Genomic DNA, 21,160 nt, shown 5'->3' with positions numbered 1-21,160 from the left:
GCCGGAGGGGGCTAGAACATCCCTTACGCAAATTTGCTTCGTGCGCAGGCGGGGTCCGTTATGGGTGGACAGCGGAAGTTGCAGGACGCCGAAAGGAGTGTCCGTTATGGAGTTTCAAACGGACGGACGATCGTGCCACCCGGGCGCTCCTCACGTGATGAGCCCTACCGCTTCGCTTCCTTGACTGCTTCGATCAGCGACCGGATGCGGGCAGCCATGGCGTCCATCGCGAACGGTTTGGTCAGCACCGACATGCCAGGTGCGAGATGGCCGTGGCCGAGCACCGCATTCTCCGCGTAACCGGTGATGAACAGCACCTTGAGGTCCGGGCGCTTCACCCGTCCGGCGTCTGCCATCTGCCGGCCGTTCATTCCGCCTGGCAGGCCTACATCCGTCACCAGGAGGTCGATGGGCACGTCCGATTGCAGGATCTTCAGCCCCGCCGCGCTGTCACCAGCCTCGATGGCAAGGTAGCCGAGGTCTTCGAGGATATCGCTGACGAGCATGCGCACGGTCGGCTCATCGTCCACGATCAGCACCGTTGCCTCCTGCTCCGAGCGGGGCAACGCATCGAGTTTGATCGTGTCGAATTCATCGGCTGCCTCGCCGTGGTGGCGGGGCAGGTAGATGCAGATGGTCGAACCCTGACCGACCTCGGAGTAGATCCGGACCTGCCCACCAGACTGCTTGGCGAAGCCGTAAATCATCGACAGGCCCAGGCCCGTGCCTTCTCCGGTGGGCTTCGTCGTGAAGAACGGCTCGAACACCCGCGCGATTACTTCCGGCGGCATGCCGGTACCAGTGTCGGTGACGCACATCGACAGGTACTGACCTTCCGGAAGGTCGAGCTTGCTGGAGGCGCGTTCGTCGATCCACTTGTTGTGGGTCTCGACCGTGATGCGTCCCCCGTTCGGCATCGCGTCGCGGGCGTTGATGCACAGGTTGAGCAGGGCGTTCTCAAGCTGCGACGGGTCCACCAGTGCGGGCCATAGGTCCGACGCCCCGACCACCTCGACCGGGATGCCTGGGCCGACCGTGCGCTGGATCATCTCATGCATGCCGCCAACCAGGCGGTTCACGTCGGTGGGCTTCGGGTCGAGGGTCTGGCGGCGGGAGAAGGCGAGGAGGCGGTGGGTCAGCGCCGCGGCGCGCTTCGAGGCTCCCTGTGCGGCCACCATGTACTTGTCCACGTCCTTGAGGCGGCCCTGCTGCATCCGGTTCTGCATCAGTTCCAGTGACCCGGAGATGCCCGCGAGCAGGTTGTTGAAGTCGTGCGCCAGCCCCCCGGTGAGTTGGCCCACCGCCTCCATCTTCTGGGATTGCCGAAGCGCCTCCTCGGCGCGCATCAGTTCAGTTGTCCGCTCGGCGACTCGCTGTTCCAGGGTCTCGTTGAGAGTGCGCAACGCTGCCGCTGCCCGGTCGCGCTCCTCCAGGATGGCGCGGCGCTCCTCCACGTCGATGAGTACGCCGGGGAAGCTCGATGGGGTGCCGTCCTCAGCGCGGTCAACGCGCCCGTTGGCCTCGATCCAGTAGTAGCGTCCGTCCGTCCGGCGCACGCGATACTGGTGCGCGTAGGCGCCGCCCCGCTGAATGGCGTCGTTGATCGCCTTGGCGAGTCCCGCTTGGTCGTCGGGGTGGACGGTCGCGACGATCTGAGCGAGCGGTATGCCGGTCGTGCCGAGGGCTGGGTCGAGGCCGAAGCTGCCGGCGAAGCCCTCGTCAACGGTGAACCGGTCGGTCGGTAGGTCCCAGTGCCACGTCCCGAGGATGGCACCCGCGCCAAGGGCAAGTTGCACGCGCTCGGCATCGGCGTGCGCCCTCACCTCCCGATGCCGTGCCTGATCCCGCTCGGCGCGTAACGCGGCCTCGGCACGCACGCGCGCCGTGACCTCATGACCACCCACAAGAATGCCATTGATCGGGCCATTCTGTTCGCGGATCGGCTGGAACAGGAAGTCGATGTACCGGTCCTCGTCCTCATCCACGAACCGGATCGGCGTGTCCTGAGCCGAGAACGGGACACCGGTGGCGTACACCTCGTCCAGCAGTTCGAAGAAACCCTGCCCTTCGAGTTCGGGGAATACGTCGCGCACAGTCCGGCCGAGGTAGCCGCGCGCACCGGCCGTCGCCACGTAAGCGTCATTGACGTACGCATAGACGAGGTCCGGCCCTTCGAGCACGGCGACGAAGCCCGGTATCTGCTGTAACAGGCTTCGCTGGCGCCGGTTGCTGGCGCGAAGGCTGTCCTCCAGCGCCTTGCGCTTCGTGGTCTCGGTCAAGATGGAGATGACCCCGCCGATGCCGTTGGGCGCGGTATCGTCATCGATTGGGCTGAGCCCATAGGTCCAGTAGGCATCCTCGACCCGGCCCTCGCGCAAGATCGGGACGTGCTGGTCCTCGTACCAGGTATGCCCGCCGCCGTTGCGGACCTTGGCGACCTCGAAGCCAATCACCGGCCAGATTTCACCCCAGCTTTCGGATGCCGGACGGCCGAGCGCGGAGGGATGGCGCTCCGGTCCCGCCGAGGGGACAAAGGGGTCGTTGTAGAAGAACGTCGCCTCCAGCCCCCAGAAGATGTGCATGGGGTGATGGCTGTTGAGTAGCAGGCGCACCGCCGTGCGCAGGCCGGAGGGCCAACCCTCGGGCTTGCCGAGCGGCGTCGTGGTCCAGTCGTAGGCGCGCATCAGCGTCGCCATCTCGCCCGCCCCGGCAAGGAAGTCGCAGCTACCCGACATCGGATCAGGCGCGGTCATGAGGGGGAGGAGACTGCTGCACCATCGCTTGCTGGGTGATCGGGGCCTTCCCCATCTCGGCCCTTTCAAACTCCCGTAGGGCGGCCCGCACGACCTCGCTGATGCTGCTGTAGCGGCCGGTGGCAACGCACCCTTGCAGGAACACCCGCAGTTCCGGGGGCACGGAGATGGTGATGGTTTCGCGCACAGCCATATCGGATCGGTAACACGTCCACACACTGTCTTACACGTGACACATGCGTGATCCGGTTGCGGTCCCTATGCCGTCTGCTTCCCGGCAGGATCGGACGTTGGACGGTGCCTACACCAACGTCCAAGTAGGGTCGATAGCAACCTGAACGACGTGTCGGCAGTCCGAACGTTTTCCGCACATAGGCAGTCGGTGGTTCTCGACCGAACCCCGTCGCTTGGTTCGCCACAGGCGCTTCCAGCAAGCGGCCATTCATCGACTGTTCAGCGACTTCAACTCGGGGAATAGGCCGAAGCGCGGGCGACGTCCGAAGGTGGACATCAAATTTCGCTTATTAACCAAACATTATATTTCGTTTCTGGAATTATCACTGGGTGAGTAGGAGCTTGCCTGAAATCGGACCAACGCCTTTAGGCACCGGCACGCTGGTAGCGTCGTAGTTTGCGTTGAGGTACAGGTTCGGTCCCTCATAGAGGTTGACTTGTGCGGCGACGATTACGGTGTAGGCGGACTGATCAGCCACAGGCTTGTCCGCGTCGATCACCAGCCGGCCAACCGGTAGGTAGATCGTCCCCAGCATGGTCCGCGCGTCGTTACTGATGATGCGGTAGGTACGCAGAGGGCGCGTCACACCTAGGGGCTGAGGTGTCGGCGACGGGGCCGGGGAAAGAGGAGAGAGCAAAGCGCCTACGAAGCTGATGATTGCGGTCGTCGGGTCGACAGGACTGCTGACAGTTCGATCTTCGGCCATCAACAGGCCGGCCATGATACCCGTGGTTGGAGCCGCTAAGCTGATTGTAGACTTTTTGTCGAACAGCAAACCAGCCTGATCTCCGGCAAAAAACAGGCCGACATCCGTACCTGTCAGTGAGCCCTTCTGATCCACCACGAGCGGCCCATCCTTCATAACGTAGATGCCAGATCGAAGAGTGACGTTCGCCTTCTTCGTGATGTGCAAGCCGCCGCAGTAAGTGCCGGGATCAAGGGTAATGCTCTGGTCGACAAGGTTCTGACTGGTATCACCCTTGCTGTTGGCCGAAGCCGGGATCGGCATGCAACTGCCCGGTACGGGTAGAGAGCGATCCTTGAGCGGATCACCCAGCGTCGGACAGCCCGTTTGCGGTGGGGGTGCGAAGTTAGCTCGCGCTCCACTGTAGCCGCCCGCCGAGCAGATGGTCTGAGCTTTTGCCATGGCGCTGTCGCCGCCAACCATGCCTTTGACGTTGGATGAATTTGAATAAAGCGAGCACCCATCTGCGGTGACCTCGGCCCTCTTCTGCAGGTTGAAGGCGCCGGGTGCGCTCTGGTCGAGGGTGAGCATGCACAGGCGCATTTTGCCAACGACGTTGGCTCGCGCTTGTACCGCCACCACCGTCGTACGAATGCCTACGAAGGCGCCGAAAGCCAGCCTCACCGTTTCCTCAGCCCGAGCGAACACACTTGTCTTATCGCTAGCTACAGTGACGGTGAGCGTGAATGGGCGATCCGGTAACAAATGGGCGCTGTCTCGAACCGTCTGTTCGGTCACGCCTTTGACTGACTCAACGGTCGACGATGCGAGCTTGAGGGTATTACCGCCAGCAAGGGTTCCCGCATCGATAGCACTCTGAAGTTGGGTGCGGCGGTACGAGAGGCGGGCATAGTCGACGCCGCCGCCGACGAGGCCAAGCAGTAAAGTTGCACTTAGACCGAAAATGATTGCGACACCGCCCCGGCAATCAACCCAGAAGCCATCTCGGCGACTTAGCATACTAGGTACTTCGAAGCACGGCTCACCGACCGCCTTTGCAAGAGGGACAACCTTCACCTTTGGTGGATGAAAGAGGGATCGCATGGCACTTTGAATGACTGAAGAAAATCAAAATAGTCTTAAAGACGCGCAGAGACTGATGAATGCGTCAAGCGATTGCCGGATAAGAAGCGTGTTGTGACGAGGCGTCTTAACCCTATTAAGCAAAAATTACTTTTTAGAAAATAATATAAATTATTTATTAGCAATAGAACGTCTGAATGTAAATTTCGGTGTTAGATGAATATAACTTATTATTAAGGCTGGTTGTATATGTATGCCTCGTATGCTGCACGGTTTGTCTGGTTTTAAGCGGCGGCTACGTTGGGAGGTGCCCATGCAGCGGGGTAGGCAGCGTCGATTGGCTTCCTTTGTCAGGTCCGAAAGCGGCAATGTCATAGTGATTTTTGGGCTCACCCTGCCCCTCCTCGTCGGTGCGAGCGGCCTCGCGATTGACTATGGCAATGCTGTGCGTATCCGCGCTGTCGAAGCCAGCGTGGCCGATGCGACCGCCCTGTTGGTTGCCAACGCTGACACCGTCGCCGCTGCCACCGAGGGCTTGCGCCTGGCCAGTGCTCAGCTCACCTCGCAACTGGGTTCGGTCAAAACGACCAACGGCTTCCAAGTTAATGGTACGTGGGTTGATGGCGCGAACTACCGGGTGACAATCTCGACGACGGTGAAGACGAGCCTCCTGCACCTTCTACCCGGCATGCCAAGGCAGATTACAGTCGGGACTGCTACGACCGTCAATCGAGTTGCCCCTGTCTACCAGACCAGCCCGCCAACGTTTAGCCAGCTGTCGCCTGAGGCTGCTGACTACAACCGTATCTACATGTACTGCTACTCGTCCGATCCAAAGCGACAAGCCCAGGCCGACAAGGGTCGCCGAGGCATAGTCGCCATTGCCGACAATGGCACGCCTTCGACAGATTACTCTAAGGCCACGTTGCCCACCTGTGGCGCCAACGAAGCGCCAAGCTATATGCTGCATAACGTTCGAAATGCTCGCAGCAACAAATCCGCATGGAACGATACGAATCAAGAAACTTACGAGTATTATACCGATATGACCATTGATACGGGAACACGCGTACAGTCGGTGAGTATGAAGGGTTATCGCGTGTACAACGGAACCACTCTGTCTCCGATTAACATGGTCTCAAATCCAATTTTGGAGACGATTGTCTGCGACACCCTGAGCCAATGCAAGAGTAAGTCGGACGGGGGCATCTTGCCGAATAGCCATACGACCCACAATCCCGCCACAGCGACCGCGAGTTGTAGCGATAACAAGTACATGTATTACGGCTGGGAAGATCGACCGCCGAACGCTGGTAGCGACATGGACTATGACGATATTCGAGTCATCGTATCCTGTCCGACATTGGTAAAGGTCTCTGACAAGAAATTACGAATCGTTGAATAGCTTGAATATATGTAGATTGGTCACGTTGCTTGTGCGGCCGCTTCTTATGATCTTTATCTCATGGAGGCCGGCTCGCCTATTGCATATTTGGGTACCTCCTGCTCGTCGCCTGGCTAGCGCCCCGGAAGGCGTTATCCGACCGTTTTCCAGGCACTCAAATCGTCTGCTTCGAAGTTAGTCACCAAGCCGGCGTTTCGTGTCGGGATTGCGTGCCTGGAAATCTAATGTCGCGATAACGGTTGAAACCAATCCCGACAGAGATTGCCTAACGGTCGTTGTAGAAGTCGCTGCGCTTGACCCGCTCCAGCGCCTAAGCGAGTGCGGTGGCCGGTGTCGCCGCATTGACGTAGACTTGCAGCTCGACCTCCGGTGTGTCGCCGCATTCCCAGATACGGGCCTGATAATCCTCGCCAGGGACGCACGCGAACAGGCTCAATGCCCATCCCAGCAGCTCGGCCTCAATCATGAGGACCCTCAGTCTATCGCATCACAGCGGATCCAGTTAGGGCTAAGCAAACGCTTGCCCGGTGGTCTGATTAAGCCTCACGGGAAATGAGGGCTAGAAGATATGAAAGTATTTATAAGCTGGTCGGGCGCAACAAGTAACAATATTGCGAAGGCACTTGCCGGATGGCTGCCAGATGTGATCCAGGGTACTGAAGTATTCCTATCTTCCCAGGATATAGCTAAAGGCGAGAGAAACGCCCAAAGTATGTGGGATGCCCTAGACGGATACGAGTTTGGCCTATCGATAATAACGGCTGATAATAAAAGGGCGCCCTGGATCATGTTCGAAGCGGGCGCGATGATGAGATTTATGAGTGGACGCGTAGTGCCCATATTATGTAATATTGATAGGCTTGACATATCAACGACGCCATTAAATTCCTTTCAGTGCTCCACTCTTGAGAAAGCGGAACTTCTTGAGGTGGTAAAATCAATAAATGATGCGTCAGGGGCCACCCTGTCCGACGCAAGATTAGCACGTTCCTTCGAACGATGCTGGTCAGATTTGGAGCATCAGCTTTCGCTCATCGAGTACAAGCAAAAGCCGCCGGACGACGCGAAGCAATTTGATCAGGCGGATCATTTTACGCGCATTGAAAACGGAATGACCTCCATTATGAGCATGATCGACAGCTTGCAAAAGGCCGTCAGCGCTGATCGATCTAGGAGAAATTACGCAGATCGGCAATCGCAAAAGGAAACGCCGGAAAATGCATCCTTCAGAGCATTTACCGACAAATTGATAAGACGATACGGGGTCGACTTACCGACCGAACGGGATGCATTCATTGTTAGAAATGAGCTTATGGACCTAGCAGGGAAAGCAAGGCAAGCAGATGAGGCGGACGACGGCACCGAGAACTAATGGTTATTGAGCGGGTATCATTTTTCCTAGATGCATTTGACCGGGCCAGCGATTGCCGGCTCGGTCAAAAGTCACATCTCACTCTCGCCGGACTGGCATCGCCGCTTCGTTCAGCCCCGACATGTACAGAATGGATAGCCCCCACAGGTGCATGATCGGGGTGCGGTCGCCGGCGGTGGTTCTGCTGAGGCGCAGGCGTCGGCGATGAGTTGGAAGGCGAGGCCGGCGGCCTCGTGCGTCTCGGCGATTGGCGCGAGGATGTCTTTCGCGCTCTGGAGCGTCGTCAGAAGCTCCGCCGCGAGCTGGAGCGCGTCGCGCGTGAGCTGCGGCATCAGATGGCGGACGGCCGCGGCTGCGGCCTGAGCGTTGCTCATTGCGCCTGGTCCGGCTCGGCCTCGATCACGGCCATTACGATGGCGCGGCCGAAGCTGTAGGGCCAGAACGTGGCGATCAGTGCCACGGTCGATGCCGGCGCGTCCGGCCGGGCTATGGTGGTGATCCCGCCGAACACGACAGCGGCGAGGACGTAGCAGGCGAGGAAGCCGTTGCGGAACCGATGCCATGGCCGGGTGGCCGGCGACGGCCTCCATTCGAGATCGAGGCGTTCGGTCTTGAGCTTCATGGTGCGAAACCTTGCGGGGCGGGGTCGATCGACCACCGCGGAGGGGAGGGGGCTCGGCCGAGGATGAGCCGGCGCGCGCCATCGAGGGCGAGCGCGCGGGCGGCCGGGTTGGGATCGGACAGACGGCGGCGCAGCTCGGCGGCGACGGCCGGAGTGACGGCGCGGTGGGTTGGGAAACCGCGCGACGTATCGAGACAGGCCCGCACCTCGCCGCCGAGGCGGCCGGCGAGGCGGGACAGGTCGGCGCGGCCGGGATGGGATGGCCGGGCGCGCACGATCAGATCCGCATTGGCATCAGGACATAGAGGCCATCGCCGCTCTTGTCGGAGATCACGGCCGGCTGTCCCTGGTCGGCGCCGAGCTGGATGCGGACAGTGTCGCCGCCGGCGTGCGACAGGATCTCGGCGAGGTAGTTGGAATTGAAGCCGATCGCGAGCGGTTCGCCCGTCAGCTCAATATCGACCTCGTCGGCCGCGGTGCCGCCCTCGCCGTTGTCCAGGGTGATGGCGACGTGCGCCGCCTGGAAATCCAGCTTGACCCGGCGGCCCCGCTCCAGGCTCAGGGCGGCCACGCGGCGGGCGGCCTGCGCCAGCGCGATCGTTGCCGTGTTCACCTCGCGGGCGAAGACAGTCGGGATCACGCGAACGTAGTCCGGGAACGTATGGTCGATCAGCTTGGAAATGATCGAGGCGCCGGGCGCCGCGATGCTGATCAGCGTCGGGCTGATCTCCAGCGTCACCTTTCCGTCGCCGGCGTCACGCGCCAAGCTGGCAATGAGCTGGATCGCCTTCGTCGGAATGATGACGCCGCGTTCCGAGAATTCGAGGCGGGTGGCGTGGGTCGTGTCCACCCGCGCGAGGCGGTGACCGTCCGTAGCGACGAAGCGTAGAACAGTCTCGCCGCCGCGATCGACAGTGTGCGCGTAGACGCCATTGAGATACCATCGCGTCTCCTCAGAGGAGATCGCGAAGTCCACGCGATCGATCAAATCGGCGAGTATCGAACCGACAATCTCGATCGTGTGGAGCGCGGCGCCATCCTTTGCCCGGACGCTGTAAAGCTCGGGGAAGTCCTCGACCGGAAGCGTCGGAAGGCTGAACCGCGAGCGGCCGGAGGTAACCACGGCCGCGTGCTTTCCCTCCTCGACCTTGAATTTCACCGGGGCATCGGGCGCGACCCGACGCGCCAGCTCGTGGAGGGCGGCGGCGTTGACCGTGAACGTGCCGCCTTGCTCGATGTCGGCCGGCACGGTGATCGTCAGTTGCTGATCGAGGTTCGTGCCAGCCACGAAAAGGTGGTCGCCCTCCGCCTTTAGCAGGACGTTCGTCAGGATCGGGATGGTGTTCTTGCTCGACACCGCCTTGGTTACGGCGCCGATCGCTTCGCCGAGGGTGGCGCGTTCGATCGTGAACGCGATGCCGGCGGCGGCCTCTTGCTTGGCGCGGCCCATGTCAGGCCACCGCGTCGGCGAAGGGGAGGGGCAGGTTCGCTGCCGACAATGCCGCCTCGGCCGCCTTGATCGCCGGCGCCAGAATGGTCGCCTTGACCGTGTGGCGGCCGAGCGCGGCAAAGCCGGACCTGGTCACCCGATACACGCGCATCCGGCCGTAATGCTCGGCGTGATCCTGAATGATGAGCCCGAAGCCCTCACACTCGCCGGCGGTGATGATGCCTTCGTTCTTCACGTTGAACGCGATGCGGTTGCGGTAGGGCGCGCGGCGATGATCGAGCCCGGTGGCGAGCTGGAGGAGATCCCGCATTGCGGGCGTGAGCTGGAAAGCGTCGTCGGCTTGTGCGGAGTGGTCCAAGAGCATGGCGGCTCCTCGCCGCCGATCGGCGGCTTGCTCGGGATCTGAGGGGACGGGCAGGCGGGCCTAGAATTCGGCCTCGGCCTGGAGTGCCGGCAGGTAGCGGTAGAAGCGCGCGGCGAGCTGGTCGGCGACCTTGTCCGGCGGCATGAACCGGCGGACGGTGCCGCGGCCGGCCTCGATCCCGTCCAGCTCGTGTTGCCACCGCCGCTCGGATGGCCGGTGGAAGTCGCGATGCTCGATCGCGAGGCACCGAAGGTCGATCGCCTTCAAGGCGTCACGCTCGGCCTTCGTCGGGAGGGCGATGCCGGCGGCGGCGTGGATCACCACGTCGTGCCGGCGTTTCAGCTCCGCCCACACGCCTTGGAAAATCGAGGAATTGCAGCCGGGAAATTGCTCGGCCTCGACCGCAACGGCGGCTTGGTGGACCGGAAATACCATGTCGCCGATCCGGGCTTCGTGCGCGTCGTGGATCAGCCACAACGGGCGCAGGCGTTCGGGCGCCAGATCGAGGCCGATCAACGTGTGATGGCCGACCGATACCTGTGTGAAGCCGTTACGCGTCGGGCGACGAGGACGGCATCGTCCTGATCGCGGCACAGATCGACCACGCGTCCATGGACACGCCGATCATGGTCGTGGCCGGTGTGGACGATCCGACCGGCGACCCGGACGGCAAGGTCTACCTGCCCCTGGAGGAGGGGGCCGAGCCCGTCGCGCACACGCCGTGCGATTTCGGGTTCACCCGGCCGGGCGCCGATCGTGACGGGCCGACAGATGGCAAGCTCCAGATCGACAACGCGAGCGATCTTCTGCAGGACGCCCTCAAGGCGGCGATGGGCTACAATGAGCCGATCCTGATCACGTTCCGGGTCTATTGCTTCCTGCCCGGCGAACTGGAGGCGGTGACTGGACCGGATGAGGTGATCGAGGGCTTGCGGCTCGACACTGTCGATCTCACGGCCGACTCGGCGGAGGGCGCCCTGTCCTACCTCGACGGGCGGACACAGAACGTCCCGACCGGCCCTGATGCGTTCTTCGATCGGGAGAACTATCCCGGCTTGTTCGCATGACGCCGGCGGATCGCCCCGCCTTCCTCGCCGGCCTGCGCGGGACGCCTTACGATCGGGCCGAGCGTCATTGCTGGTGGCTCGCCAGCCTGCTCCAGGCGGCCTTGTACGGCCGCGAGCTGCCGGGCGCGGAACGGCGCCTCGTGGACGACCCGCGCGCCCGTGCGGCGGCCCTGGCGTCCCATCCGGCCCGCTCCCGCTGGCAACGGGTGTCGCGGCCCGTGGATGGCGCCTTGGTCCTGATGGGCCGCGTGGCGGGACGGGAGACGCATTGCGGCGTCTACCTCGCCGAGGGAGGTGGCCGCATCTGGCATACCGATCGGCCGCACGGCGTCGTGGCCGATGCGCCTCTTGAGCTGGCCGCGGCGCGCGGCTGGCGCCTCGCCTACTTCGTGCCGGTTGAGACCTAGGCACTCCGAACCTTCGACACTCCTGACCTTAGAAGGTCCGCGCTCGCGCGGCCGAGGGATGCTGCGCGCATGACGACGATCCGCTTCGTGAACGTGCTCGGCGCGACGCGCGGCGAGGCCGTGCGCCTCGACGGCCGCCGGCGCCGGCTCGCCACGGTGATGCGCTCGGCCGAGCTGGCGGCGCACGCGTCCGGCCGGCCGTTCATCGTGTCCGTCCACCGCCTCGCGGAGGATGACCCGGCCTGTGCGCCGACCGATGCCACCGTGCGGATGCGCAAGGATTGGAGCCGCACGCTCGTCGGCCGCCGCGACGTGGTGCTGGTCACTTATCTGCCGCGGGGCGGCGGAGGGCGCGGTGGCGGCGGCGGCAAGGGGATCGGCTCGATCGCCCTCGGGCTCGCCTCGATCGCGCTGATCGCGCTGGCGCCCTACGCTGCGCCGGCGCTGTTCCCGTCGCTCGTGTTCGGCACGACGCCGGCCTTCGTACTCCAGGCCGGCATGGTGATCGGCGGCCTGGCGCTTGGCGCCGCGGCGCAGTCGTCCAGCGCGTCCAAGGCGAAGCAGCGCAGCCTCTACTCCGTCGCCGGCGGCGGCAACGTGCCGAAGGCTGGATCACGCAAGCCGCTGTTGTACGGCCGTTGCTGGAGCGCCCCGCCGCTCAGTCAGCAAGATTATTTCGGGTATGACGGTGACGTGAACGTGTTGGTCAAGCGTATGACGCTTGGTCTCGGCAAGTTTCAGATCCACACCGTCCGCGTTGGCGACAGTTTATTCTGGCAAGAGGGCGCCGGGATTGTGGCGCCATACAATGCCGTTGCAGGCGGACCGCTTGGGACGGCAATCGAATTCATCTATGGGACGCCGTCCACCATTGCGCCGGGCGATGTCATCTCATCGTCCGAAGTGGCCGGGCAGGAAATGCCCCGGCCGGGCGGCAATCCCGATTGGACCCCGTGGTTTCGCCTGACGCCGCCCGGCGTCGTGGCGGATGCCGCCCAGATGAATTGGACCTACCCGCAGATCTATCGCACCTCCTCCGCGGGGCGGCAGACGACGGCCTCGGCCGGCGTCGTGTTCCAGGGGCAGCGGATCGACCCGGATACCGGCGACCTGATCGGTGCTCCGTTCCAACTCTGGCGCTCGGAGGAAACCAACGTCCTCACGACGACGGCACTGCGGCGGACGGCCTATTTCCCGCTGCCGGAAAAGGGCGCCTACCGTGTGCGGGCGCAAAACCTCTACCCGGCGCCGGTCGGGTTCGTTCAAGAGAACCGGGCGTCGTGGGACTCGATGTCCGGGTTCAAGAACGATGTCCGCATCCGTCCGAACACGACGGAAATCGCCATGCGGGTGCGGGCCGGCGCCGGCATCATGGTCACGACGTTTAGCGATATCATGGTGGAGGCCAGCCGGATCATTCCGGTCTGGAGCGGCTCGGAGTGGGTGGAAACCACCACGTCGAAATCGGTTTGGGCCTATGCCGACCTCGTGCGGGCGGAATACGGCCTCGATCAGCCCAACGGGTTCGATGCCGACAAGGCGTTGCACTACGCTGAGGAGTTGAGCGCCCTCGACACCTTCGACGGCGCCTTGCCGGAGGTCTCGTCATTCTGGGAAGCGTCAGGCACGGTGCTGCATCCAATGCGGGCCGACCCGGTCAAGGTCGGCGCCGTGCATTCCTTCGTCCGGGATGAGAGCCGGAACGAACCCCGGCACATCATCACTCGCCGGCAAATCGTCCTCGACAGCTCGACCGCGACGTTCAACCTGACCGCGGACAGCGGCGACGTGATCGTGGAGTTTGATCGCGACGGCGACCCGAAGCGGCCGGATGAGGCCCGTTACTCCTATGGCCCGCGCTCGCGGACGCCCAAGCGCTACCGCGTGGACGGCATTCGCGACGGCGCGCACGCCATGAAGCACGCAACGTGGCTTGCCGCGGTCGGCGTGTTTCGGGGCTCCGAGCGCAAGATGACGACGGAGTGGGACGGCCGCCTGGTCTATCCCGGCGATCACGTCCTGTCGGATCTGTGGTTTCTGAAAGGGCCGCAGGTGTTCGGCGTCGCCTCCAGCCGGGGGCTTATCCTGCGCCTCGACGTGCGCGCCACCCTGTCGAGCGAATGGGGCTACGGCTCGATCCGCACGCGGGTCGGGCGGGAATGGGGCATTCTGCGGATGCGCGGGGCCGGCCCGGATCTTGTCGAGCTCGACGCTGCCGACGTGGCGACGTTGACGCAAAACACCGGGCGGACGCTTGCCGACGTTCTCGCGCGGGAAACGCAGGATCCGACCACGCTCGTGATCGGCGAGCTGGTGGAGCTGCAAGAGACGTACGTGGTCCGTTCGGCGATCCCGAGCGATCCCGACCACGTCCAGCTCGAAATGGTCAACGACGATCCGCGAGTCTGGCAGCTCCTGGATGAGGCGGTGCTAGGCCCGCTTCCTGTCAACGGTAGCGGCCTGGAGGAGCCGTTAGTTCCCGAAATCGCCATCGTCCATGCCCGGTGCGTCCAGATCGAGACCGGTATCGAAGTGACGTGGGGCACCTCGATTACGCGGGGAGCGCGCAGCTATGAGGCCGACCTGTCCTATGATGGGGGAGCTACCTGGGAAGTGCTCTCGCCACTTGGTCCGGCCTCTAGCGGCCGGGCACCGATGCGGCAATCCGATCTCCCGGTGACCGTCCGCGTTCGCGCCTACGGCCGCACCGGGCTCCACGGCGCCTATGCCACCGCAACGTTCACGACGATCGCGCCAGTGATCGACGGCAATCAAGTTGGTATCGTCAATCTCCCCAAGATCGACTATGCGGGCTTGACGGCTGATGTGCAGGCTAGGATTGCACATATCCTAGAGGTTGAGGCAACGGCCAAAGCAACGGCGACGGACTTGCTTGCTCGCGTTTTGGCGGCGGCGGCGGTCGGCGATGCCAACACGGCGGCGATCTATAGCGAAAGCCAATCGCGGCTCACGGGCGATACGGCTCTCGCAACGGACATCAGCGCTGCCGTCGTACGCATCGGCGCAACCGAAGCCGGCGTCATTACGGAGAGGACGGCACGGATCGACGGAGACACGGCGCAGGCCCGACGCACCGATGCGCTTATCGTCCAAACGAACTCGGATCGAGCCTATTTCCTCGATCAAGTTACGGTGCGGACAAATGCCGAAGGTGCGCTGAGTGACAGGATTACCAGCCTATCGGCTTCGGTCGGAGCGAATACATCAGCTATCGTATCGGAGCAAAACACGAGAGCAAGTGCGGATGGTGCTCAATCCGGTAGAACGGATGCCCTGATCGCTCAAACCGACAGTGACCGTTCTTACTTTCTCTCAACAACGCAGTCGTTGGCGAATACGGACGGGGCCTTGGTTTCGTATGCCAACGACCTTTACGCCCGCACAGACGCCGGTACGGCTGTGGGGCGCTTCTCAATGCAGGCAGTGTCTGGCCCTGCCGGCGTGAGCGCTCGGATACAGGCGCTCTTGGCGGCGCAGCGCGGCGGGCAAACTTACGGCGCCGGGTACTATCTCGACTTGCTGGACAATGGCACGAGTCGCTTCGTTATTGATGCGGACAAGTTCTACATCACACAAAACGGAGCAAGCGTTCCAACGTTTCAGTTTGACGGGCAAACGTTGCGGGTTCCATACTTACAGCTTACTGGCGCCAATGCACCTCCGGGGGTTGCCAACCAACCGGCGCGCTACGATGTCTCTAATTACGTGCTAATTGCTGGGGCTGGGACGCTAAACAACCGTGTCGATCCAAATATGGTTGCCAGCGTTCCAGTTGAAAATGGGATCTTCCCAACAATCATTGCCGTTCGGGGGCACTTGACGCTCGGAACGAATACAACAGTCAGTGGCTTGCAATTGCTGATTGATGGCGCCTTCGTCACAAACATATATTTCGGCGGAACAGGTGCGTTTCTGACCACACAGGGCGGCACTGCGGAGTCCGACTTTGCAGGCGTGGCCGTGCTCTTTCTGAGCCCCGGAAATCACTATGCACAATTCCGTTTTGGCTACCTCGGCCAGGACGGAAATTCGAAAGTCACGATCAATAGCCTCTCGATGGCCGCAAACACACCGCGCGCTTGAGCGCTAAATGAAAGAGAACGTTATGGCCGCACCGATCACACTGAGCAAAACCGTCGTGACCGAACATCAGCTTACTACGCCGGATGAGATCGTGGCCTATCTCGTGGACGACTACGCCGAGCGCGCGGCGAAGGCGCCATTCGCTCCCGGCGAGCGGGTTAAGCTCGTGGGTCGTGCTGGTCTCCCCGGTGATATGGCAGCGGGTGACGTAGCCGTCGTCATTTGGGCCGATACCACGTTCTGTTCCATCATGGCGGTGCATCGGACTGCCGGCGTCATGGTCATATCGATCATGACGGACAATCTCGCCAAGTGGGACGCGGCGTGAGCGACCAGCCTCAGCCTGCCCGAACCATCAGTCTGGCCGAGATGAACGGGCGGATCGAAGAAATCGAGCGCCAGAGGGATGGGGCGCAAAAGCAACTCGCCATCCTCGCCGGCGAACGCGCCCTGCTTCTCGCCGGCCTTACCGAAGCGCGGGCGGAGATCGCCCGGCTGACTGCCGTTCTGAGCGAGGCCGTTATCTCGGCCTAAGCTCCAGGCTGCTCCAGGCGGCCACTCTCAACCGAACCAACCCTCCACCGACGCGCACGCGGCGGGCCGCTTCCCGGCGGCCCGCCGCGTGCGTTCGGCCGCCTCGCATCGGACCCTCGCTCCATGGCCGAACCGCCCTCATTCGCCTTCACGTCTCAAGAGGACTGGTACGCAGAGCTTGTTTTTAACTCTGCGGACGACGGCTCTGCGCTCCCCCTCGATGGCCGCTCCTTTGAGATGCCAATCACGACGGCGGCGCTTTCGACCTCAGCCCTCCTCGTTCCCGTTGTCACATTGACGACGAACGCCGGCGGCGGCCTTTCGTTAAAGGTCGGCGCCAGTAACACGCTCATACTGCGCGTCTCAAGAGACTTCGCGCGCACGTTCCCCCGCGGCGAATATACCGCCGACATACTGGAAGTAATCGGACCAGAGCGGCGATTGTTCATGCCGGTGCGGGTTCAATACTATGATCCTTCGGCGTTTCGCTCATTCCTGAGCCGGTTTCTTGGCGTAGCTGTTTCCTTCTCAGCGCGTGTGCAACCGGTCATCTCGCCAGTCGCCTTAACCGGTCGCGAGGGTAGGCCGGGAGCTACGATCATCACGGGCCTTGTTCCCCCGGTGCCGTCCGATGGCCGAGACGACGACTTTTGGATTGAGGATCGGACGGCAACCGGCCGGGGGCGGCGCATGTACGGTCCGAAAGCCGGCGGCGTTTGGCCCGGGACTCCCTGGATTATTCAGGTCGCTGCAATTGGCGATGTGCCGGGCCTAACGGACGCACTGGCGGCGCTCCTACCGCAAGCCCCGCTCATTCTGAACCGTGACCCCGTTGTCGATGACATCGCCAACGGCACGTTCCGTGTCGCCAAAAATACCGCGGCCGATCGGTGGTCCCTTTGGGTCAACGACGGTGGGAAAATGGTCGACCTCCTCACCTTCGCGCCAACCCCCTGACGTAGGGCATCCGATGATCCGCTATCTAATTCCCCGCGCGCTCGCCCTCGCGATCCTCCTGCCGGCGGCTGGGCCGGCGTTCGCGCAGGTGCGCCCGGCGCAGGACGTTCCGTCCAAGAGCTACGTCGACACCGGGCTTGCCGCGAACTCGAACGCGATCGGCGCCAACGTCACGGCGCTGCTGGCCGAGGTGACGCGGGCCAAGGCGGCCGAGAGCGCCAGCGCGACGGCGATTGCCACCAACGCAACCAACATCACGGCCGAGATCGCTCGTGCGCAGGCGGCCGAGGGCGTCAATGCGAAGGCTATCGTCACGAATGCGACTAACATCGCCACCGAAGTTGCACGTGCGCAGGCCGCCGAAAGCCTACTAGCGCCATTGGCAAACCCAGCATTCTCGGGTGCGGTCTCCACGACGGGCGCCTTCCGCACGGCCTACACCAGCGCCGCCACCGGCTCGATCCTCTACGGCTACACTGCCAACGTGAAAGGGGCCGGCGCGGGCACCGATCTCATCGTTGGTGATCAGATTAACGCCTACAACATCGGCACTGGCACTCGGCTTGTCTTTGGGGGAGCCCGCGAGGCATGGTCTGGCGACCTCACGACGGCACCAAGCGCCACTTCTACGCTAATCGGGTTTGAGCCTGCCGTTATCTCGCAGCATGACGCCAACGACCAACCGCTTGTCGGGCTAGATACTGTATTCAAGAACCGCCGAGATGGAGCAACGTCTCCAATCAAAGGGCTCGGCGCTAATGGGTACAATCTTTACAGCCGAGGCATACAGATAAGTGCGCAAGCGCGTAGTAGTGCAGGAGAGTACAGCGGGTGGTCGTGCGGGGTGTGCTTCACCCCCAACAGTCTGGATCGCACCTCGGCCGGGCTCGCAGTTGGCATTGATATGTCGGCGGTGGACAGTACCCGGTTAGCCTCGGCCTTCCGCATGCCAGCAAACGGTAAGGTCACCTGGGACGGAGATGTGCGAAAGTTCGGCGTCTCCGATGGGGCGCTAGTTTACACCGTTGCTGGTGCTACGCCCTTTAGCGTCTCGTCAGCCGGTAACATAACGCTACCTGCCAACGCGCAGATCGCCGGACCCGGCGGCGGTTCGCTGACCCTCGGCAACGTTGCCTCGGCCGTGAACACGGTCCGCGTCACCCCGGCCGTCACCGGCGGTAACGCGACGATCGACGTCTACGGCGACACCAGCGCCAACCTGTTCGTGAAGGGCGCAGGCTCAGGCAGCGTCTACGTCCAGTCCACCCTCTCCGCCGGCTACAATTTCCCGCTTTTCTCGCAAATCGCGGGCGCGGGTGCGGGCGGGAGCCCAACGATTACTGCCGCGGGGTCCGATGCGAACATCGCTCAGACGGTGAAGGGCAAGGGCACGTCGGGCGTGCTCACCGGCGCGTTCGTCCGCACCGCCGATCCGACGACGACGGACATTCCGGCCGGTCAGTGCGCCGATTGGAATAACGTCACCGCCGCCACCTTCAAGCATGTCTGCAACTTCGGCGGCACGTTGCGCGCCGGCCCATTGAGCTGAGAGGTTGGCGGCCTCGTGATTGCCGGGCTCGTCTTTGTCGGAAAATACGCCGGCGGAGTGCTTCCGCACTTGCCATGATCGACCCGCCCGGCGGTCACGCCGGGCGGTACTTTCCCCTCCCCCGCTTTCGTCGGACCAACACGACATGCCCCCTGCCCTCTCGCCGGATCTGCCAGCGGCGGCCGACCCGGACCGTGACCGGCTCGACTATCTCCGGGAGCGGCCGTTGCTGCGCCCGTGGATCGTGGCGGAGCCGGTGCCGACGCTGGTCTACGTCGGCGCGGACGGCCGCCGCGTCGCCCTCACGCTGGACGATCGCGGCTTGATCGAGCTGCAATTGTCGATCGTCCAGGCGCACGGCGCGCGCCTGCGCCGCCTGCTCGAAAGCGTCTAGAGCACTAGACTTCGTGACTTCTAGCCTTAGGCACTCCTAAGGTTAGAAGTTCCGCGTCGCCGTAATTGCAGGGCGGACGCAACCTGTGACAAGTGATTCACGCCCTCAAATTTTTCGCGGCAACGTCAGATCCGACTCTTTACGCGCGTCAACAAACTGTTACCAAAACCCCGCCTGCGAAATTTCGCGGCCGGGGGAATAGGTTCGGAACCGGGCGACAGAGCGTCAGACCAATGGTCACGCTCCGCCGGCAGGCTGCTGACTACAGCCTGTTGGTTGACTGCATGGCTGGATCTTGTGAGCCCGTCATTCAGCCGTCTGAGAGGCGGCTAAGACAGGGGCGGTATCTGTGGTTGGGACAGACATTGCCAGCATTGGGCATCACCTGCCCGTGCTGATCGAAGCTGCGCACCTCCTCCGGCACATCATCGACAACATCCAGGGCGTCACCCCCCTGCCCGGCGGTAGCGTGGCGTTCGCCTTCGCCGGCGACGAAGCGTTCTTCGAGCACATGTGCGAGTGGGGCAGCTCGATCGAGGACATCGAGGACGATCCCGACATCGAGGCCGATGGGCGGGATCTGCCGAAGCTTGCAGCCGAGCCGGCGGACGGCACGTTCGGCGGAATTGAACAGCTCTACGCGGTGCCCGATGACATGGTGGCAACCGCTCTGCGGATCGCCGCCTGAGACGGGAACAGGGCGCGGCTGACTAGGCCGCGCCCCGCCGGCTCCGGGGGCTGAGTTGGGGCAGCTCCGTTCGCCTCCCCCGCGGCTCTGAGAGTGCCGGCGAGGTCTGAATGGCCGCGATGAGTCGCGAACCTTGGCCGGAGAATACGCCGCGCCCTCCTAAGGTTCAAACCTCCGACTCTCCTAAGTGTCGAATCTCCGTAGTCGCTACGTGCGCCGGCGTTGCCGTCCGCTCGGCCGGTTCGCCTCGGCCCAATTCAGGCCGTCTAAGCCGCGCTCCTCCAGCAACAGGTTCCACGCCATGTGCGTCAGCTTGTTGATCGACAGGCCGGTTTCCGTTTTCAGGTGGTGGATGCGCTTCCGATCCGCCTCCGTGACGAAGAACGTCACCGGCAGGGACAGCGTCTCATATTCCGGGAACAGCTTCGGGGCGGGGGCGGCTGGAGCCGATGGCGCCTGCGCCGGCGTTTCCGGCTCGGCCGGGGCGCTCGCGGCGACGGACCGCGCCAGGGCGGCCTGCAGAGACGTTGCGCTACGCTTCGGCTTGTTCATTCCGCGGCCTCCTTCATGATCCAGGTCCATACGCGCCGCAGCTCGGCGTCCGCCGCTACGGCCGCCGCGCCGCGCAGCTCGCCCACGCCGAGCCCTGCCACCGTCGCGTCGAGGTAGACGGCGCGATCCGCGAGGTGATGCGGGCACACAGCCGCGGTGTGGACCGACAAAGCCGCCCGCGCCTCGATCGCCCGGCGCTCGTTCTTAGCGGCGTTGATGATGATGATCGTGCGTGTCTTTACTCGGCGCAGCATGTCCAGCGTCGCGCCGATCGCCTCCAGATCGTCCAGGCTCGGCCGAACCGGCACAAGCGCCAGATCCGCAAGGCGTGCCGCTTCGGCCTCGGGCTCCGTCACGGCCGGCCGCGTGTCGATGAACAGCGTGCCCGGTTGCGCCTTGAGTGCCGCCACGGCGGCCGTCAGCGTCGTTCCGCCGAGATCGATAAGGCCGGGCTGTTCGGGTGGCGTGTCGCCGTCCTGACGCCGCTCGTGCCAGCGCGCCGACGTTTGCTGCGGGTCGCGATCGATAATCCAGCTCGGACCTTCTTCGCCGGCGAGAACCGAGAACTGGCGGGCCAGCGTGCTTTTGCCGGCCCCGCCTTTCTGGCTGATGAGAGCGATCGTTTTCACCTTCGCACCTTCTACGTTGCGGCACGCGCAGACTCAGAGACTCAGACCCTTATAAGGTCCAACGTCATGGAGTCCCGGCGCGCGACCCATCGCGGACAAACTAATCCGTTAGGCGGTCTTGCGCAAGATGGGCGTTGGTCACATCATGGCCCTCCGACCACGGGAGGTGTTATGAAACCGCGAGTCAGTGAGCATGCGTCCGAATCAATGCCACCCAAGCTGGATGCCAAAAGCGAAACAGAGCGTGTCCACATCGTCGCGCCGCGGTCGATGCTGGCTCGCGTGGCCGAATGGCGCGCGCATCAAAGGC

Annotated in this window: 22 protein-coding genes and 1 pseudogene; 11 read left to right on the top strand and 12 right to left on the bottom strand. The window is 63.1% G+C overall.

Annotated elements, in window-relative coordinates; all coding sequences use genetic code 11:
- Positions 1–164 precede the first annotated feature (164 nt).
- From MKK60_RS19265 to MKK60_RS19255, 3 genes are all read right to left on the bottom strand, one after another.
- Positions 165–2,753 (bottom strand): ATP-binding protein, encoded by a 2,589-nt coding sequence (locus MKK60_RS19265; RefSeq protein ID WP_243988218.1) that lies wholly within the window; start codon positions 2,751–2,753, stop codon positions 165–167.
- Entirely contained in the window at positions 2,740–2,940 is a 201-nt protein-coding gene (locus MKK60_RS19260; RefSeq protein WP_243933574.1) for a type II toxin-antitoxin system ParD family antitoxin, read from the bottom strand. Before MKK60_RS19260 ends, MKK60_RS19265 begins: the two co-directional genes overlap by 14 nt.
- A gap of 370 nt (positions 2,941–3,310) precedes the next feature.
- On the bottom strand, positions 3,311–4,693 hold the full coding sequence (locus MKK60_RS19255; RefSeq protein WP_243988217.1) for a pilus assembly protein TadG-related protein: 1,383 nt from the start codon (positions 4,691–4,693) through the stop codon (positions 3,311–3,313).
- Between the two features lie 316 nt (positions 4,694–5,009).
- Between MKK60_RS19255 and MKK60_RS19250 the strand changes: the two genes are divergently transcribed.
- Positions 5,010–6,161 (top strand): TadE/TadG family type IV pilus assembly protein, encoded by a 1,152-nt coding sequence (locus tag MKK60_RS19250; protein WP_243988216.1) that lies wholly within the window; start codon positions 5,010–5,012, stop codon positions 6,159–6,161.
- A 310-nt stretch (positions 6,162–6,471) separates the two neighbouring features.
- Here MKK60_RS19250 and MKK60_RS19245 read toward each other — a convergent pair whose 3' ends face one another.
- Positions 6,472–6,627, bottom strand: coding sequence for a hypothetical protein (locus MKK60_RS19245; RefSeq protein ID WP_243988215.1), 156 nt, complete (start codon positions 6,625–6,627; stop codon positions 6,472–6,474).
- Positions 6,628–6,729: 102 nt separating this feature from the next.
- Here MKK60_RS19245 and MKK60_RS19240 point away from each other — a divergent pair, with 102 nt between their 5' ends.
- Positions 6,730–7,533 carry a TIR domain-containing protein gene (locus MKK60_RS19240; protein WP_243988214.1) on the top strand — a complete coding sequence of 268 codons (804 nt, stop codon included), beginning with the start codon at positions 6,730–6,732 and terminating at the stop codon, positions 7,531–7,533.
- A 110-nt stretch (positions 7,534–7,643) separates the two neighbouring features.
- On the opposite strand, the gene MKK60_RS19235 is transcribed toward MKK60_RS19240, so the two are convergent.
- The 6 genes from MKK60_RS19235 to MKK60_RS19210 are packed head-to-tail and all read right to left on the bottom strand — an operon-like array spanning position 7,644 to position 10,485.
- Positions 7,644–7,907, bottom strand: a complete 264-nt coding sequence (locus MKK60_RS19235) for a hypothetical protein (RefSeq protein ID WP_243988213.1) — start codon at positions 7,905–7,907, stop codon at positions 7,644–7,646.
- The gene (locus MKK60_RS19230; RefSeq protein ID WP_243988212.1) at positions 7,904–8,155 is read right to left on the bottom strand and encodes a hypothetical protein; all 252 of its coding nucleotides are present in this window, start codon (positions 8,153–8,155) and stop codon (positions 7,904–7,906) included. The genes MKK60_RS19235 and MKK60_RS19230 overlap by 4 nt, the downstream gene beginning before the upstream one ends.
- Positions 8,152–8,430: a hypothetical protein gene (locus tag MKK60_RS19225; RefSeq protein WP_243988211.1), complete on the bottom strand. Its 279-nt coding sequence runs from the start codon at positions 8,428–8,430 to the stop codon at positions 8,152–8,154. Before MKK60_RS19225 ends, MKK60_RS19230 begins: the two co-directional genes overlap by 4 nt.
- 2 nt (positions 8,431–8,432) lie before the next feature.
- Complete coding sequence (gene dnaN, locus MKK60_RS19220; RefSeq protein WP_243988210.1) at positions 8,433–9,605, bottom strand: DNA polymerase III subunit beta; 1,173 nt, start codon at positions 9,603–9,605, stop codon at positions 8,433–8,435.
- Position 9,606: 1 nt separating this feature from the next.
- Positions 9,607–9,969: a hypothetical protein gene (locus MKK60_RS19215; protein WP_243988209.1), complete on the bottom strand. Its 363-nt coding sequence runs from the start codon at positions 9,967–9,969 to the stop codon at positions 9,607–9,609.
- Between the two features lie 60 nt (positions 9,970–10,029).
- Positions 10,030–10,485, bottom strand: a complete 456-nt coding sequence (locus tag MKK60_RS19210; RefSeq protein ID WP_243988208.1) for a hypothetical protein — start codon at positions 10,483–10,485, stop codon at positions 10,030–10,032.
- Between the two features lie 50 nt (positions 10,486–10,535).
- Here MKK60_RS19210 and MKK60_RS19205 point away from each other — a divergent pair.
- The 9 genes and pseudogenes from MKK60_RS19205 to MKK60_RS19165 form a co-directional block, all read left to right on the top strand.
- Positions 10,536–11,036, top strand: a pseudogene (locus tag MKK60_RS19205) (DUF1833 family protein); the annotation flags it as partial.
- Entirely contained in the window at positions 11,033–11,443 is a 411-nt protein-coding gene (locus tag MKK60_RS19200) for a glycoside hydrolase (protein ID WP_243988206.1), read from the top strand. The pseudogene MKK60_RS19205 and the gene MKK60_RS19200, both read left to right, overlap by 4 nt.
- Positions 11,444–11,512: 69 nt before the next feature.
- Positions 11,513–15,547 carry a host specificity factor TipJ family phage tail protein gene (locus MKK60_RS19195; protein ID WP_243988205.1) on the top strand — a complete coding sequence of 1,345 codons (4,035 nt, stop codon included), beginning with the start codon at positions 11,513–11,515 and terminating at the stop codon, positions 15,545–15,547.
- 7 nt (positions 15,548–15,554) lie between these two features.
- Positions 15,555–15,875 carry a hypothetical protein gene (locus tag MKK60_RS19190; RefSeq protein WP_243988204.1) on the top strand — a complete coding sequence of 107 codons (321 nt, stop codon included), beginning with the start codon at positions 15,555–15,557 and terminating at the stop codon, positions 15,873–15,875.
- Entirely contained in the window at positions 15,872–16,081 is a 210-nt protein-coding gene (locus MKK60_RS19185) for a hypothetical protein (RefSeq protein WP_243988203.1), read from the top strand. Before MKK60_RS19190 ends, MKK60_RS19185 begins: the two co-directional genes overlap by 4 nt.
- Before the next feature lie 123 nt (positions 16,082–16,204).
- Entirely contained in the window at positions 16,205–17,038 is an 834-nt protein-coding gene (locus tag MKK60_RS19180; protein WP_243988202.1) for a hypothetical protein, read from the top strand.
- A gap of 13 nt (positions 17,039–17,051) precedes the next feature.
- On the top strand, positions 17,052–18,587 hold the full coding sequence (locus MKK60_RS19175) for a hypothetical protein (protein ID WP_243988201.1): 1,536 nt from the start codon (positions 17,052–17,054) through the stop codon (positions 18,585–18,587).
- Between the two features lie 145 nt (positions 18,588–18,732).
- Positions 18,733–18,981 (top strand): hypothetical protein, encoded by a 249-nt coding sequence (locus MKK60_RS19170; protein ID WP_243988200.1) that lies wholly within the window; start codon positions 18,733–18,735, stop codon positions 18,979–18,981.
- A 391-nt stretch (positions 18,982–19,372) separates the two neighbouring features.
- A complete protein-coding gene (locus MKK60_RS19165; protein WP_243988199.1) occupies positions 19,373–19,669 on the top strand; it encodes a hypothetical protein in 297 nt (98 codons plus the stop codon).
- 207 nt (positions 19,670–19,876) lie between these two features.
- Here the strand turns inward: MKK60_RS19165 and MKK60_RS19160 are convergent, their stop codons facing one another.
- Both MKK60_RS19160 and MKK60_RS19155 read right to left on the bottom strand, forming a co-directional pair.
- Entirely contained in the window at positions 19,877–20,221 is a 345-nt protein-coding gene (locus MKK60_RS19160; RefSeq protein ID WP_243988198.1) for a hypothetical protein, read from the bottom strand.
- Positions 20,218–20,850, bottom strand: a complete 633-nt coding sequence (locus tag MKK60_RS19155) for a plasmid partitioning-family protein (protein ID WP_243988197.1) — start codon at positions 20,848–20,850, stop codon at positions 20,218–20,220. The genes MKK60_RS19160 and MKK60_RS19155 overlap by 4 nt, the downstream gene beginning before the upstream one ends.
- Positions 20,851–21,160: the final 310 nt, after the last annotated feature.

It is taken from the genome of Methylobacterium sp. J-092 (genome assembly GCF_022829325.1).
Classification (GTDB): domain Bacteria; phylum Pseudomonadota; class Alphaproteobacteria; order Rhizobiales; family Beijerinckiaceae; genus Methylobacterium.
The sequence above is the reverse complement of the archived record's forward strand: the minus strand, read 5'-3'. Positions and strand labels throughout refer to the sequence as shown.